The organism is Streptomyces sp. NPDC059003 (genome assembly GCF_042740445.1).
Classification (GTDB): Bacteria; Actinomycetota; Actinomycetes; order Streptomycetales; family Streptomycetaceae; genus Streptomyces.
In genome coordinates this window covers 1-13,385 of record NZ_JBHYJH010000068.1, presented here as the reverse complement: position 1 = coordinate 13,385, position 13,385 = coordinate 1, and the positions used below count along the sequence as shown (strand labels likewise).

11 protein-coding genes are annotated in these 13,385 nt (G+C 71.7%); 8 read left to right on the top strand and 3 right to left on the bottom strand.

Annotated features, from left to right (window positions below; genetic code table 11):
* The first annotated feature begins 117 nt into the window (after nucleotides 1-117).
* The 4 genes from ACFWZ5_RS23305 (at nucleotide 118) to ACFWZ5_RS23290 (ending at nucleotide 5,962) form a co-directional block, all read left to right on the top strand.
* Nucleotides 118-3,279 carry a sacsin N-terminal ATP-binding-like domain-containing protein gene (locus ACFWZ5_RS23305; protein ID WP_384805675.1) on the top strand — a complete coding sequence of 1,054 codons (3,162 nt, stop codon included), beginning with the start codon at nucleotides 118-120 and terminating at the stop codon, nucleotides 3,277-3,279.
* A 169-nt stretch (nucleotides 3,280-3,448) separates the two neighbouring features.
* Nucleotides 3,449-4,231, top strand: a complete 783-nt coding sequence (locus ACFWZ5_RS23300; protein ID WP_384805673.1) for a calcium-binding protein — start codon at nucleotides 3,449-3,451, stop codon at nucleotides 4,229-4,231.
* A 41-nt stretch (nucleotides 4,232-4,272) separates the two neighbouring features.
* Nucleotides 4,273-5,055, top strand: a complete 783-nt coding sequence (locus tag ACFWZ5_RS23295) for a calcium-binding protein (protein WP_384891248.1) — start codon at nucleotides 4,273-4,275, stop codon at nucleotides 5,053-5,055.
* A gap of 40 nt (nucleotides 5,056-5,095) precedes the next feature.
* On the top strand, nucleotides 5,096-5,962 hold the full coding sequence (locus ACFWZ5_RS23290) for a calcium-binding protein (protein WP_384804909.1): 867 nt from the start codon (nucleotides 5,096-5,098) through the stop codon (nucleotides 5,960-5,962).
* 19 nt (nucleotides 5,963-5,981) lie between these two features.
* Here ACFWZ5_RS23290 and ACFWZ5_RS23285 read toward each other — a convergent pair whose 3' ends face one another.
* On the bottom strand, nucleotides 5,982-8,384 hold the full coding sequence (locus tag ACFWZ5_RS23285; protein ID WP_384804907.1) for an HAD-IC family P-type ATPase: 2,403 nt from the start codon (nucleotides 8,382-8,384) through the stop codon (nucleotides 5,982-5,984).
* Between the two features lie 81 nt (nucleotides 8,385-8,465).
* The gene (locus ACFWZ5_RS23280) at nucleotides 8,466-8,762 is read right to left on the bottom strand and encodes a DUF2530 domain-containing protein (protein WP_384804905.1); all 297 of its coding nucleotides are present in this window, start codon (nucleotides 8,760-8,762) and stop codon (nucleotides 8,466-8,468) included.
* A 238-nt stretch (nucleotides 8,763-9,000) separates the two neighbouring features.
* Between ACFWZ5_RS23280 and ACFWZ5_RS23275 the strand changes: the two genes are divergently transcribed.
* A complete protein-coding gene (locus ACFWZ5_RS23275) occupies nucleotides 9,001-10,452 on the top strand; it encodes an NCS2 family permease (protein WP_384804903.1) in 1,452 nt (483 codons plus the stop codon).
* Between the two features lie 30 nt (nucleotides 10,453-10,482).
* On the opposite strand, the gene ACFWZ5_RS23270 is transcribed toward ACFWZ5_RS23275, so the two are convergent.
* A complete protein-coding gene (locus ACFWZ5_RS23270; RefSeq protein ID WP_384804901.1) occupies nucleotides 10,483-10,659 on the bottom strand; it encodes a ribbon-helix-helix protein, CopG family in 177 nt (58 codons plus the stop codon).
* Between the two features lie 165 nt (nucleotides 10,660-10,824).
* Here ACFWZ5_RS23270 and ACFWZ5_RS23265 point away from each other — a divergent pair, with 165 nt between their 5' ends.
* The 3 genes from ACFWZ5_RS23265 (at nucleotide 10,825) to thpR (ending at nucleotide 13,315) form a co-directional block, all read left to right on the top strand.
* Nucleotides 10,825-11,262 carry a MarR family winged helix-turn-helix transcriptional regulator gene (locus ACFWZ5_RS23265; RefSeq protein WP_384804899.1) on the top strand — a complete coding sequence of 146 codons (438 nt, stop codon included), beginning with the start codon at nucleotides 10,825-10,827 and terminating at the stop codon, nucleotides 11,260-11,262.
* 97 nt (nucleotides 11,263-11,359) lie between these two features.
* Nucleotides 11,360-12,715 (top strand): MFS transporter, encoded by a 1,356-nt coding sequence (locus ACFWZ5_RS23260; RefSeq protein ID WP_384804897.1) that lies wholly within the window; start codon nucleotides 11,360-11,362, stop codon nucleotides 12,713-12,715.
* A 30-nt stretch (nucleotides 12,716-12,745) separates the two neighbouring features.
* Nucleotides 12,746-13,315, top strand: a complete 570-nt coding sequence (gene thpR / locus ACFWZ5_RS23255; protein WP_384804895.1) for an RNA 2',3'-cyclic phosphodiesterase — start codon at nucleotides 12,746-12,748, stop codon at nucleotides 13,313-13,315.
* Nucleotides 13,316-13,385: the final 70 nt, after the last annotated feature.

Sequence of the window (13,385 nt, the reverse complement as noted above, 5' to 3'; positions counted from 1 at the left end):
CGATCGACGGTCGGCCGGGGACCACGGCGGCGGACGGCCCGGCAGGACGCGGTAGCGTCGGCGCACGCGTCGCCCGCACAGGGCGCCCACGCCAGACCACGCCAAGAAGGAGCCACCGTGAGCAAGACCGTGCGTCCGGCGGACGAGGGCACCGATCCGTTCGGCACCGCCCGTCTGCGCCGCTCCGTCCTGGACGCCTGGGCGGCGAGCCCGGCCCGGTTCCGGGAGGACGCCAACGCCGAGGAGGACCTGGCTCTCGGCGGCTACCGCGACCGCCTGGTCGTCGAGCTCGCGCAGAACGCGTCGGACGCGGCCGCCCGCGCGGGCGTACCCGGTCGGCTCGCCCTCACCCTTCAGGACGGCGTCCTGGCGGCGGCGAACACCGGCGCCCCCCTGGACGCGGCCGGCGTGGAGTCCCTGTCGACGCTGCGGGCCTCCGCGAAGCGGGAGACGGCGGCCGAGGGCCGGACCACGGGACGGTTCGGCGTCGGGTTCGCCGCGGTGCTCGCGGTGTCGGACGAGCCCGCCGTGGTGGGCCGCACGGGCGGCGTCCGCTGGTCCCTCGCCGAGGCCCGCGAACTGGCCGCCGAGACCGCCCGCTTCAGCCCGGGACTCGGTGACGAGATGCGCCGCCGCGACGGCCACGTACCGCTGCTCCGGCTTCCGCTGCCCGCCGAGGGCACCGCCCCCGACGGCTACGACACCGTCGTCATCCTGCCGCTGCGCGACGCCGCCGCCGAGGACCTCGTCGCCCGGCTGCTCGACGGCATCGACGACGCGTTGCTCCTGGCCCTGCCGGGGCTCACGGAGGTCTCCGTCCGCACCCCGGACGGCGCGACCCGCACCCTGCGCCGGTCGGACGACGCCCCGTCCGCCCCGTACACGACCGTCGAGGACACCCGCGACGGCACGACGCGCTGGCGCACCGTCACCCACCAGGGCCCGCTGGAGCCGGCGCTGCTCGCCGACCGGCCCGTGGAGGAGCGGCTGCGCCCGTACTGGCAGATCACCTGGGCCGTGCCCGCGGACGCCGACGGCGCCCCTGGCGCACCGCGCACCACTGCCGTCGTGCACGCGCCGACGCCCAGCGACGAGCCGCTCGGCGTGCCCGCGCTGCTCATCGGAACGTTCCCGCTGGACACCAGCCGCCGCCACGCCGCCCCCGGACCGCTCACGGACTTCCTGGTGGAGCGCGCGGCGGACGCGTACGTCGAACTCCTCGCCGGGTGGCGGCCGGTGGGTGAGGGAATCATCGGGCTCGTGCCCGGGCCGCTCGGCCACAGCGCGCTCGACGGGGCGCTGCGCCACGCGATTCTGGAGCGGTTGCCGCGTACGGAGTTTCTGCCGCCCGCCCTTGCCCGTGCGGCATCCGACGACGAGGACGCGCCCGTCGCGCTGCGGCCGCGGGACGCCGAGGTCGTGGAAGGTGCGGGTGCCGACACGGTGCGGGTCCTCGCCGAGGTGCTGCCGAGCCTGCTGCCCGCGGGCCTGGAGCGGCGCGGTGAGCTGCGTACGCTCGGGGTGGCGCGGGTGCCGTTGACGGAGGCGGTCGACCGGCTCGCGGGCCTCGAGCGCGAGCCGGGCTGGTGGCGGCGGCTGTACGACACGCTCGCGGGTGTCGACCCCGAGCGGCTCTCCGGCCTGCCGGTGCCGCTGGCGAGCGGGCGGACCACCATCGGGCCGCGGCAGGTCCTGCTGCCCGCGCCCGGCGAGGGCCCGGCGCCCGAGACCCTGGCCCGGCTCGGCCTGAAGGTCGCGCACGCCGACGCCGCCCATCCGCTCCTGGAGAAGCTGGGCGCCCTGCCCGCCACGCCCCGCGCGGTCCTGACGACCCCGCAGGTGCGGGCGGCCGTCGCCGCGTCCCTCGACGACGACGCCTGGTACGACGGCGTCGGCGACGACGCGGCGGTGGACGCCGACGAGCTCGCCGACCTCGTCCTCACCCTCGTACGCGACGCGGACCTGGAGCCGGGCGACGAGCCGTGGCTTGCCGCGCTCGCGCTGCCCGACGAGGACGGGGAGCCTGCGCCCGCCGGTGAACTGGTCCTGCCCGACAGCCCGTTCGCGCAGGTCATGCGGGAGGGCGAGCTGGCCTTCGTGGACGCCGAGCTCGCCGGGCGGTGGGGTGCGCGGCCGCTCGCCGCCTGCGGGGTCCTCGCCACCTTCACCCTCGTACGCGCCACGGACGTCGTCCTCGACCCCGACGAACTGGAGCCCCGCGACGGGGACTTCGCCGAACCCGACGACGCGGGCCTGCTCGACGCCGTCGACGTGTGGTGCGAGGACGTGCTCGACCGCCTCCCGGACACGCCGGTGCCGCCCGTGGCGACGGAGCTCGTCGCCGTGCGCGACCTGGACCTGGTCGACGACGACCGCTGGCCGCAGGCGCTCGCGCTCCTGTCGCAGCCGCCGCTGCGGGACGCCCTCACGCAGCCGGTGCGGGTGCTCCTGCCGGACGGCACGACGGAGACCGTGCGGCCGTACACGGCGTGGTGGCTGCGCGGGCACCCGGTTCTCGACGGCCGCCGCCCCGCGGGTCTGCGGGCCGACGGCGGGGATCCGCTCCTCGAAGGCCTCTACGACCCCGCCGACGCGACCGGCTTCGACGACGAGCAGGTCCTGCGGGCCCTCGGCGTCCGTACGTCCGTGGGCGCGCTGCTCGCCGAGCCCGGGGGCGCCGCCGAGCTGCTCGACCGCCTCGCGGACCCCGGCCGGACCGTTTCCGCGCCCCAGCTGCACGCCCTGTACGGCGCGCTCGCCGACCTGGACCCGGAGCAGGTGACGCTGCCCGACGAGGTGCGGGTGGTCCTCGGCGGGGAGGGCAGCGGCGAGACCATGTGCGTCGACACCGGTGACGCGGTGGTCGCGGACGCGCCCGACCTGCTGCCGCTGGCATCGGGGCTGCCGCTGCTTCCGGTGGCGCCGTCGCGGGCCGGGGACCTCGCCGAGCTGTTCCAGGCGGAGCGGCTGAGCGAGTTCGTACGGGCGGAGGTCGACCCCGGGTCCGGCGTGGAGCACGAGGTCCCCGAGTCCGTGCGGGTCCTGCTCGGCCCCGCGACCCCGGCGACGTATCGCGAGCACGAGGAGCTCGTCGTGGACGGCGTCGACCTGGAGTGGCGCCGTACCCCCGACGGTACGGTCCACGCGGCGACGGTGGAGGGCGTGGCGGCGGGCCTCGCCTGGGCGACCCGGCAGTGGCCGCGGCGCTTCGAGGTGGCGGCCCTCCTGGAGGACCCGTCGAGGACGGCGGAGCTGGCTCGGGACCGGTGGTTCGACTAGGGCCGCGCACGGCTTTCGCGGGGGCGGCTTCACGGGGCCGCCTTCACAGGGCGTACAACCTTTGGCCATAGGTGGGGGTCTGATCCTCGGAGTCAACAGACTCCTGGATCACTTGGCCTCGCGTGACGGCTCAGGCACCGCGAGGCCCCTTCTCCACCTGGGGAAACGCATGCGCATTCGTGCCACCCTGGCCGCCGTGTCCGGCGCCCTGGCTCTGTCCGCGTTCGCTGTTCCGGCCGCGCAGGCCGATGACGCCGCGGGCGAGACGCAGATCACGGACGTCACCGTCAACGGCGGCAAGGACATCGTGGTCGGCACCTCTGTGAAGAAGAAGGTCACCATCGAGCTGACCGCGACGAACCCGACCGGCATCTCCAAGGCGAAGGCCATGCTGTGGCACGGCACGGACTTCAGCCGCACCGGCATCGACGGCTCCATGGTGCCGAGCACCCCCTACGGTGACTGCACGGCCGCCGACGAGACCACCTCGACCTGCACGTTCACCGTGTACGCGGACCCGGCCGACACCGTCTACCGCAACGCACTCGCGGGCAAGTGGAAGGTGTGGGCGGCCGCGTACGACAAGGACGAGGTGCGCACCGTCGAGGAGGCGTACAAGACTGTCAACGTCCAGCGCGCCGCCAAGCTCACGGTCAACGCGTCCCCGGAGCCGGTGAAGAAGGGCAAGGCGATCACGGTTGCCGGTGCCCTGACGCGGGCGAACTGGGACACGCACAAGTACGCGGGCTACACCCGGCAGCCTGTGAAGCTGGAGTTCAAGAAGAAGGGCGCGAGCGCCTGGTCCACCGTCAAGACGGTGACGTCGGACGGCAAGGGCAACCTGCGGACGACCGTGAAGGCGTCCGCCGACGGGACCTTCCGCTACGTCTTCGCCGGGACGTCGACCACCCCGGCCGTGACGTCCGCGGGCGACGCCATCGACGTCCGCTGACCCCCCTGCACCCCCACGCACCACCACCTGAGGAACCACCCATGCGCACCCGCACCGTCGTCGCCGCCCTGTCGGGCGCCGTCGCCCTGTCCGCTCTCGTCGTGCCGGCCGCCCAGGCGGCCGACAAGGTCCAGGGCGACACCAAGATCACGAGTGTCACCGTCAACGGCGGCAAGGACATCGTGCTCGGCACGACCGCGAAGAAGAAGATCACGATCACCGTCACGGGCACCGACCCGAAGGGGATCAAGGAAGGCATGGCCGTGCTGTGGCACGGCAAGAAGTTCGAGCCGGAGCACCTCGACGGCGTCATGGCCCCGCCGCGCGAGTCCAAGTGCACCAAGGTGAACGCGACCACCGGCACCTGCAAGATCGTCATCGACGCCAACCCGCGCGAGATCTGGAACGGCACCGCGGGCAAGTGGAAGGTGATGGCCGGTCTGCTCGCCAACGGCCGCGCCGAGGACCACATCATCGTGAACGCGTACAAGACCGTCAGCGTCAAGCGCGCCGCCCGCCTCACGGTCAACGCCTCGCCGGAGCCGGTGAGGAAGGGCAAGGCGATCACGGTTGCCGGTGCCCTGACGCGGGCGAACTGGGACACGCACAAGTACGCGGGCTACACCCGGCAGCCTGTGAAGCTGGAGTTCAAGAAGAAGGGCGCGAGCGCCTGGTCCACCGTCAAGACGGTGACGTCGGACGGCAAGGGCAACCTGCGGACGACCGTGAAGGCGTCCGCCGACGGGACCTTCCGCTACGTCTTCGCGGGGACGTCGACCACCCCGGCCGTGACGTCCGCGGGCGACGCCATCGACGTCCGCTGACCCCCTGCACCCCCACGCACCACCATCTGAGGAACCACCCATGCGTATCCGCGCCACCGTCGCCGCCGTCTCCGGCGCCCTCGCCCTGTCCGCCCTCGTCCTCCCGGCCGCCCAGGCGGCCGAGGGCCCGGACGTCCCGCAGTTCGCCCCGCGTGCCGCCGCGGCGCCGGACCCGGGGAAGGACGCGCAGAAGGGCGACATCAAGATCACGAACGTCGTCGTCAACGGCGGCAAGAGCATCGTGGTCGGCACCACCGCCAAGAAGAAGTTCACCGCCGCCGTCACCCTGACCGACCCGTCCGGCATCAAGGAAGGCGGCGCCTTCCTGTGGCACGGCACGAAGCTTGCCGAGGGCTACGTCGACGGCGTACTCACACCCGCGGACAACGCCGTGCCCACCTGCAAGAAGCTGAACGCGACCACGTCGGCCTGCTCGATGCCCATCACGGTGAACCCGAAGGCGGGCCCTGACAAGAACGGCCTGCGCAACCACCTGGCGGGCGGCGGCTGGAACGTGTACGGCGGCGGGGAGGCCAAGGACGGCGACTACGTCGTCAAGCACAAGCTCAAGACGGCCGTCCGTTTCCAGCGCGCCGCCCGCCTCACCGTCAACGCCTCGCCGGAGCCGGTGAGGAAGGGCAAGGCGATCACGGTCGCCGGTGCCCTGACGCGGGCCAACTGGGACACGCACAAGTACGCGGGCTACACCCGGCAGCCTGTGAAGCTGGAGTTCAAGAAGAAGGGCGCGAGCGCCTGGTCCACCGTCAAGACGGTGACGTCGGACGGCAAGGGCAACCTGCGGACGACCGTGAAGGCGTCCGCCGACGGGACCTTCCGCTACGTCTTCGCGGGGACGTCGACCACCCCGGCCGTGACGTCGGCCGGGGACTTCGTCGACGTGCGCTGACCCCGCGCAAGGCCCGGGGCTACGCCGCGAAGCGGCGGTCGACCCAGCGGAAGGCGAACTCCGTCGCCGCCGCCGCGACCGCCGCGATCGCGACCGCCGCCCACGGCATCGTCGTGCCGACCAGCTTCAGGGCGAAGAAGTCCTGGAGGTAGGGGACCGTCAGGACGATCAGGAAGCCGAGACCCATCGCGGCCACGAGCGCGATCCGCCACCACGTGTACGGGCGGGCGATGATCGCGAGCACCCAGATCGACACCAGGAACAGGGTCAGCGTGGCCGCGCTGGTCTCCGCCTCGCGGGCGCCGTCGCCCGCGTAGTGGTGCCGGGCGAGCAGATACGTCGCGAAGGTCGAGAGCGCCGCGATGATGCCGCCCGGGAGGGCGTACCGCATGACTCTGCGGACGAAGTGCGGCTTGGCCCGCTCCTTGTTGGGCGCGAGGGCCAGGAAGAACGCCGGGATGCCGATCGTCAGGGTGGAGAGCAGCGTCAGGTGGCGCGGCAGGAAGAGGTACTCGACCTGCGAGCAGACCACCAGGAGCGCGATCACCACCGAGTAGACCGTCTTCACGAGGAACAGCGTCGCCACGCGCGTGATGTTGCCGATCACGCGGCGGCCCTCGGCCACCACGGACGGCAGCGTCGCGAAGCTGTTGTTGAGCAGCACGATCTGGGCGACGGCCCGCGTCGCCTCCGAGCCCGAACCCATGCTCACGCCGATGTCGGCGTCCTTCAGGGCGAGCACGTCGTTCACGCCGTCGCCGGTCATCGCGACCGTGTGGCCCTTGGACTGGAGCGCGCCCACCATGTCCCGCTTCTGCTGCGGGGTGACGCGCCCGAAGACGGAGTTGGCGTCCAGGGCCTCGGCCATCTCGGCCCGGTCGGTGGGCAGCCGCCGCGCGTCCACCGTGTTCTTGGCGCCGGGCAGGCCGAGCTTGCCCGCGACCGCGCCCACGGAGACCGCGTTGTCGCCGGAGATGACCTTCGCCTGGACGTTCTGCTCCTCGAAGTAGCGCAGGGTGTCGGCGGCGTCGGGGCGCAGGCGCTGTTCGAGGACGACCAGGGCCGTGGCGCGGGCGCCCTGGGCGACGTCCGGGGCGTCGAGCTCACCGGCCGCGCGGGCGAGCAGCAGCACCCGCAGACCCTGGTGGTTGAGCTGCTCGATCTCGTCGAGCGCGGGGTCGCCCGCGGGAAGCAGCACGTCGGGCGCGCCGAGCAGCCACGTGGAGCTCTCGCCGTTGCCCTCGCTGAAGCTGGCGCCGCTGTACTTGCGGGCGGAGGAGAACGGCAGTGACTCCGTGCAGCGCCACTCCTCGCTGTCGGGGTAGGCGTCGATGATCGCCTGGAGGGAGGCGTTCGGGCGCGGGTCCGATTCGCCGAGCGCGCCGAGGACCGTGCGGACGTAACCCTCGTCCGAGCCGTTCAGGGGCCGCAGTTCGGTGACGTCCATGCCGCCCTCGGTGAGCGTGCCCGTCTTGTCGAGGCAGACCGTGTCGACGCGCGCCAGGCCCTCGATGGCCGGGAGCTCCTGCACCAGGCACTGCTTGCGGCCGAGCCGGATCACGCCGATCGCGAAGGCCACCGAGGTCAGCAGGACCAGGCCCTCGGGGATCATCGGGACGATGCCGCCGACGGTGTAGGCGATCGACTCCTTGAAGTTGTCGTCCTTGACGACCAGCTGGGAGATGATCAGGCCGATCGACGTCGGGACCATCAGCCACGTCACGTACTTCAGGATCGTGGAGATGCCCGAGCGCAGCTCGGAGTGGACCAGCGTGAAGCGGCTCGCCTCCTCCGCGAGCTGCGCCGCGTACGCCTCGCGGCCCACCTTCGTCGCGGTGAACGCGCCGCCGCCCGCGACCACGAACGAGCCCGACATCAGCTTGTCGCCGGGCTTCTTCAGGACGGGGTCGGCCTCGCCGGTGAGCAGGGACTCGTCGACCTCGAGGCTGTCGGCCTCGACGGTCTCGCCGTCCACGACGATCTTGTCGCCGGGGCCGAGCTCCACCAGGTCGCCGAGGACGATGTCGGAGGTGGAGATCTCGGCGGCCACGCCGTCGCGCCGGACCGTCGGCTTGGCCTCGCCGATGACCGCGAGCCCGTCGAGGGTCTTCTTGGCGCGCAGCTCCTGGATGATGCCGATGCCCGTGTTGGCGACGATCACGAAGCCGAAGAGGCTGTCCTGGATCGGCGCGACGAAGAGCATGATCACCCAGAGCACGCCGATGATCGCGTTGAAGCGCGTGAAGACGTTGCCGCGGACGATCTCGGCCGTGGACCGGCTGCTGCGCAGGGGTACGTCGTTGACCTCGCCGCGGGCGACCCGCTCGGCGACCTCGGCCGCCGTCAGGCCCGTGGCGCGCCCCGTCGGGGGCGCCACGGGGTGGACCGGGTCGAGTTCGGCGCCCGCGTCGATATGCGTCATGCATTCGACGGTAAAGCGGGAGGAAGGGGTTCACCCCTTGAATGTCCGAAAGATCCGACCACGGGAGGAGGGGGTCTGCCCTCAGGTCGCATCCCGTACTGCGGAGGTACGAGATGCCTCCGCGCCCTCGGAGGCCGCCGCGGCCCGCTTGATCGCGGCGTCGCGCCCCCGCACGTACCAGATGCCGATCAGGCCGAGACCGCCGCCGGCCAGGCAGGTCCACACCCACCACGTGGAGCCGCGGTCGTCGAACCAGCCGTAGAACGGCAGCTGCACGAGGAAGAGGACGAACCAGAGGATCGTGCCGCCGGTGATGGTGGCGACGACAGGCCCCTCCAGGGGCTCGGGCGCCTCGTGCTTGGGGGTCCACTTCGCCATGCGACCACCTTATTCCTGGCCTGGGGGCCTTGGGCAGGGCGGGTCGGGTGCCCGCTCCCGCAAGGGTCTACGCGCGGAGATAGCAATCTTGGACTCATGTCTTCATACTGAAACCGCTCGTTTATGGCCACTTTGCTTCGTATGAAGACACAACTGGGGCGTGACGAGGATGAAACATGGGAGCGAGACGATCAGTCTTCGCTCCGAGCCGCCAGTACGAGATCCACGAGGTTCCCGCATGCCCTCCTCGGCCACGCCCGTCGACGACGCCGCCAAACTGCCCTCGGGCAGGCCCCCCTCGGGGGGCCTGGACGGCTTCTTCAAGATCTCGGAGCGGGGCTCGACCCTGGCGCGGGAGATCCGTGGCGGCTTCGCCACCTTCTTCGCGATGGCCTACATCATCGTGCTCAACCCGATCATCCTCGGCAGCGCCAAGGACATGTACGGTCACCAGCTCGACAACAAGCAGCTGGTCACCGCCACCGTCCTGACCGCGGCGTTCACCACGCTGCTCATGGGCGTCATCGGCAACGTGCCGATCGCGCTCGCCGCCGGGCTCGGCGTGAACACGGTGGTCGCGCTCCAGCTCGCGCCGCGCATGTCCTGGCCGGACGCCATGGGCATGGTGGTGCTCGCGGGCTTCGTGGTGATGCTGCTCGTCGCAACGGGCCTGCGGGAGCGGGTGATGAGCGCCGTGCCGCTCGGCCTGCGCAAGGGCATCGCGATCGGCATCGGCCTGTTCATCATGCTGATCGGCCTCGTCGACGCCGGCTTCGTCTCGCGCATCCCGGACGCCGCGCACACCACGGTGCCGCTGCAGCTCGGCGGTGACGGGCACCTCAACGGCTGGCCGGTCCTCGTCTTCGTCCTCGGCGTGCTGCTCACCCTGGTGCTCCTGGTGCGCAAGGTGCCGGGCGCGATCCTGCTTTCGATCGTCGTGATGACGATTCTCGCCATGATCATCCATGCGGTCGCGGACGTGCCCTCCTGGGGCCTGACGACGCCCAAGTGGCCCGGCAACCCGGTCTCGGCCCCCGACTTCGGGCTCGTCGGCGAGATCAGCCTGTTCGGCGGCTTCGAGAAGGTCGGCGTCCTCACCGGCGTCCTGTTCGTCTTCACCGTGCTGCTTTCGTGCTTCTTCGACGCCATGGGCACGATCATGGGCATCGGCGACGAGGCCCACCTGACCGACGACAAGGGCAACATGCCCGGCATCAACAAGGTCCTGTTCGTCGACGGCATCGCGGTCGCCGCGGGCGGCGCCTCGTCCTCGTCGGCCACGACCTGCTTCGTGGAGTCGACGGCGGGCGTCGGCGAGGGCGCGCGCACCGGCTTCGCCAACGTCGTCACCGGCGCGCTGTTCGCCGTGGCCCTCTTCCTCACCCCGCTCGCCACGATGGTGCCCTCGCAGGCGGCCACGCCCGCCCTGCTCGCGGTCGGCTTCCTGATCCTGTCCGGCTCGATCGGGCAGATCGACTGGAGCGACTACACGATCGCGATCCCGGCGTTCGTGACGATGCTGATGATGCCGTTCACCTACTCGATCACGAACGGCATCGGCATGGGCTTCATCACCTTCACGGTCCTCAGGGTCGCGGCCGGGCGCGGCCGCGAGGTGCCGATCGCGATGTACGCGGTGTCGGCGGTCTTCGCCTTCTACTACCTGATGCCGGCGCTGGATCTCACGTAGGCCCCCCGCCCGGCCGCGAGGGGCACGGCCTCAGGCGTAGAACTTCTCTGTCCTCTCGACGGACGACGCGAACCGTTCGTCGAAGTCGTCCCGAATGAGCGTCCGGACCACATAGTCCTGGACGCTCATTCCTCTTTTGGCGGCATGCTGCCGGAGCCGGTCGAGCAGCTCACCGTCTATCCGCAGGCTGAGCACAGTCGATCCCATGGACAAAGGGTCGCGGCCCTCCGTCGGGGGATGCGTCACTTTCCGAATCCGGCTCACTCATATGGGTGACGAGGGGGTTCCGTGCCCCTGGTCGCGGGCAGGGCGTGCGGCTGCACGTGCATAAGCGGTGGTACTTAGCCTGGGTAATGAGTTACGCTAACAAACATGCCGGACCTCTCCCATGGCGACGACGACGCCGCCGTGAACTCGCTGCGCTCCGCCGTGATGCGCCTGTCCCGTCGACTCAAGCACCAGCGGGTCGACGAGTCGCTGAGCCCCACCGAGATGTCGGTGCTCGGCACCCTCGCCCGCTGCGGCAGTGCGACACCGGGCGAGCTCGCCCGCAAGGAGCACGTGCAGCCGCCGTCGATGACCCGCATCGTCGCGCTCCTCGAATCCAAGGGCCTGGTGCGGCTCGAGCCGCACCCTGACGACCGCCGCCAGAAGGTGGTCACACAGACAGAGCAGGCCGAGGCCATGCTCGAGGAGAGCCGCCGCAAGCGAAACGCTTGGCTCGCGAAGCTTGCGGAGGAGCTGGACGACGACGAGTGGGCGCGGCTGCGTGCCGCGGCGCCCGTCCTGGAGAAGCTTGCGCATCTCTGAGCGTTCGGGCCCCTTCGGGGCCCGGACCTCCCGCCCACCCGCCCATGAGTTGCCCCCTGCTCGGGCAGGGGGTGACCGCCGAAGGAGGCGAACCCCTTTGAGTACGGGATCCGGAGCAGACTCCGCCCCCGCACCAACCGCCCTCGACACATCCGTCCGCACCTCCAAGACCTCGATGTTCAGCTCGCTGAGGATCCGGAACTACCGGCTCTTCGCGACCGGCGCCGTCGTGTCCAACACGGGCACCTGGATGGCCCGCATCACCCAGGACTGGCTGGTCCTCAGCCTCACCGGCTCCTCCGCGGCCGTGGGCATCACGACCGCCATGCAGTTCCTGCCCATGCTGCTCTTCGGCCTGTACGGCGGCGTCATCGCCGACCGGTTCGCCAAGCGGAACCTGCTCTTCTTCACCCAGGGCGCGATGGGCCTCGGCGGCCTGTTCCTGGCCGCGATGACCCTGTCAGGACATGTCCAGGTCTGGCACGTGTACGTCACGGCGTTCTTCACCGGCCTGGTGACCGTCGTCGACAACCCGACGCGGCAGTCCTTCGTGTCCGAGATGGTCGGCCCCGACCAGTTGCGCAACGCCGTCAGCCTGAACTCGGCCAACTTCCAGTCGGCCCGGCTCATCGGCCCGGCCGTCGCGGGCGTGGTCACGGCGGCCGTCGGCCCCGGCTGGGCGTTCCTCGCCAACGGCCTGTCCTTCATCGCGCCGCTGACCGGCCTGCTGCTGATCCGCACCAGCGAGCTGACCCGCACCCCGCTCGCGCCGCGCGGCGGCAAGGGCCAGCTGCGCGAGGGCCTGAACTACGTGTCCCGGCACCCGGAGCTGATCTGGCCGATCGTCCTCATCGGATTCATCGGCACGTTCGGCTTCAACTTCCCGATCTGGCTGAGCGCGTACGCCGACGACGTCTTCCACGGCGGCTCCGGCATGTACGCGGCGTTCACCACGCTGATGGCCGCGGGCTCGCTCATCGGCGCGCTGCTGTCGGCGCGGCGCCGCTCCGCGCGCCTGCGGATGCTCGCGGGCGCGGCGGGCCTGTTCGGCGTGCTCCTGATCGCGGTGGCCGCGGTGCCGAACGTGTACGTGTTCGCGGCGCTGCTCGTCCCCGTCAGCGCGATCGGCCTGACCGTCAACGTCACCGCCAACTCGTCCGTCCAGATGGCCACCGACCCCGAGATGCGGGGCCGCGTGATGAGCCTGTTCATGATGGTCTTCGTCGGCGGCACCCCGCTCGGCGGCCCCCTCTTCGGCTGGCTCGCCGACACCTACGGCGTCCGCGTGAGCTTCGCACTCGGCGGCCTGGTCGTCGCGGTGGCGTCGCTGGGCGTGGGCCTGATGCTGGGGCGCGCGGCGAACCTGAGGCTGAAGGTGGACCTCCGACGGGGACAGCCGCATGTCCGGTTCGTCCCGCGCGAGCGGGAGCGGGAGCTGGCGCCTGCGGCCTGATGGCCGGGGCCATGGGGGCAGGCTGGCCCTATGAGACTCTTCGCCGCGGTGCTGCCCCCGGAGCCGGTGACGGCCGAACTCGCCCTGTCCGTCGAGCGGTTGCGGGCCCTGCCCGGGGCGGACCGGCTGCGCTGGACGGACCGTGCGGGCTGGCACTTCACGCTCGCGTTCATGGGCGAGGTCGCCGACGAACTCGTGGCCCCGCTCGGCGAGCGGCTCGCGCGTGCCGCGCGGCGCACGGATCCGTTCACGCTCGCGCTGCGGGGCGGCGGGCGGTTCGACGGGCGGGCGCTGTGGGCCGGGGTGGGCGGCGAGGTGGCGGCGCTGCGGATGCTGGCCCGGCGGGCCGACGCGGGGGCCCGCCGGGCGGGGGTCGTGATGGCGGACGAGCGGGGCTACCGGCCGCATCTGACGCTGGCGCGGGGGCGGGGGGAGGTGGATCTGCGGCCGTACGTGGGTGCGCTCGCGGAGTTCGAGGGGCCGGCGTGGGAGGTGGGCGAGCTGGCGCTCGTACGCAGTCATCTGCCGGGGGGCGGGGTGGCGGGGGAGCGGCCGCGGTACGAGGTGGTGGGGGCGTGGGACCTCGCGGGGCGCCCCTGACCCGCCCCTTCCCGAAACTAGGGGGCTCCGCCCCCTAGGACCCCCTTTTTCCCCACCCACCCGCCCTTTC

What these genes read in the sequence shown, in the direction of transcription:
- ACFWZ5_RS23300 (WP_384805673.1), top strand. Translation starts at nt 3,449, where the DNA reads ATGCGCATTCGTGCCACCCTGGCCGCCGTGTCCGGCGCCCTGGCTCTG.
- ACFWZ5_RS23295 (WP_384891248.1), top strand. Translation starts at nt 4,273, where the DNA reads ATGCGCACCCGCACCGTCGTCGCCGCCCTGTCGGGCGCCGTCGCCCTG.
- ACFWZ5_RS23290 (WP_384804909.1), top strand. Translation starts at nt 5,096, where the DNA reads ATGCGTATCCGCGCCACCGTCGCCGCCGTCTCCGGCGCCCTCGCCCTG.
- ACFWZ5_RS23285 (WP_384804907.1), bottom strand. Translation starts at nt 8,384, where the DNA reads ATGACGCATATCGACGCGGGCGCCGAACTCGACCCGGTCCACCCCGTG.
- ACFWZ5_RS23280 (WP_384804905.1), bottom strand. Translation starts at nt 8,762, where the DNA reads ATGGCGAAGTGGACCCCCAAGCACGAGGCGCCCGAGCCCCTGGAGGGG.
- ACFWZ5_RS23275 (WP_384804903.1), top strand. Translation starts at nt 9,001, where the DNA reads ATGCCCTCCTCGGCCACGCCCGTCGACGACGCCGCCAAACTGCCCTCG.
- ACFWZ5_RS23270 (WP_384804901.1), bottom strand. Translation starts at nt 10,659, where the DNA reads ATGGGATCGACTGTGCTCAGCCTGCGGATAGACGGTGAGCTGCTCGAC.
- ACFWZ5_RS23265 (WP_384804899.1), top strand. Translation starts at nt 10,825, where the DNA reads ATGCCGGACCTCTCCCATGGCGACGACGACGCCGCCGTGAACTCGCTG.
- thpR (WP_384804895.1), top strand. Translation starts at nt 12,746, where the DNA reads ATGAGACTCTTCGCCGCGGTGCTGCCCCCGGAGCCGGTGACGGCCGAA.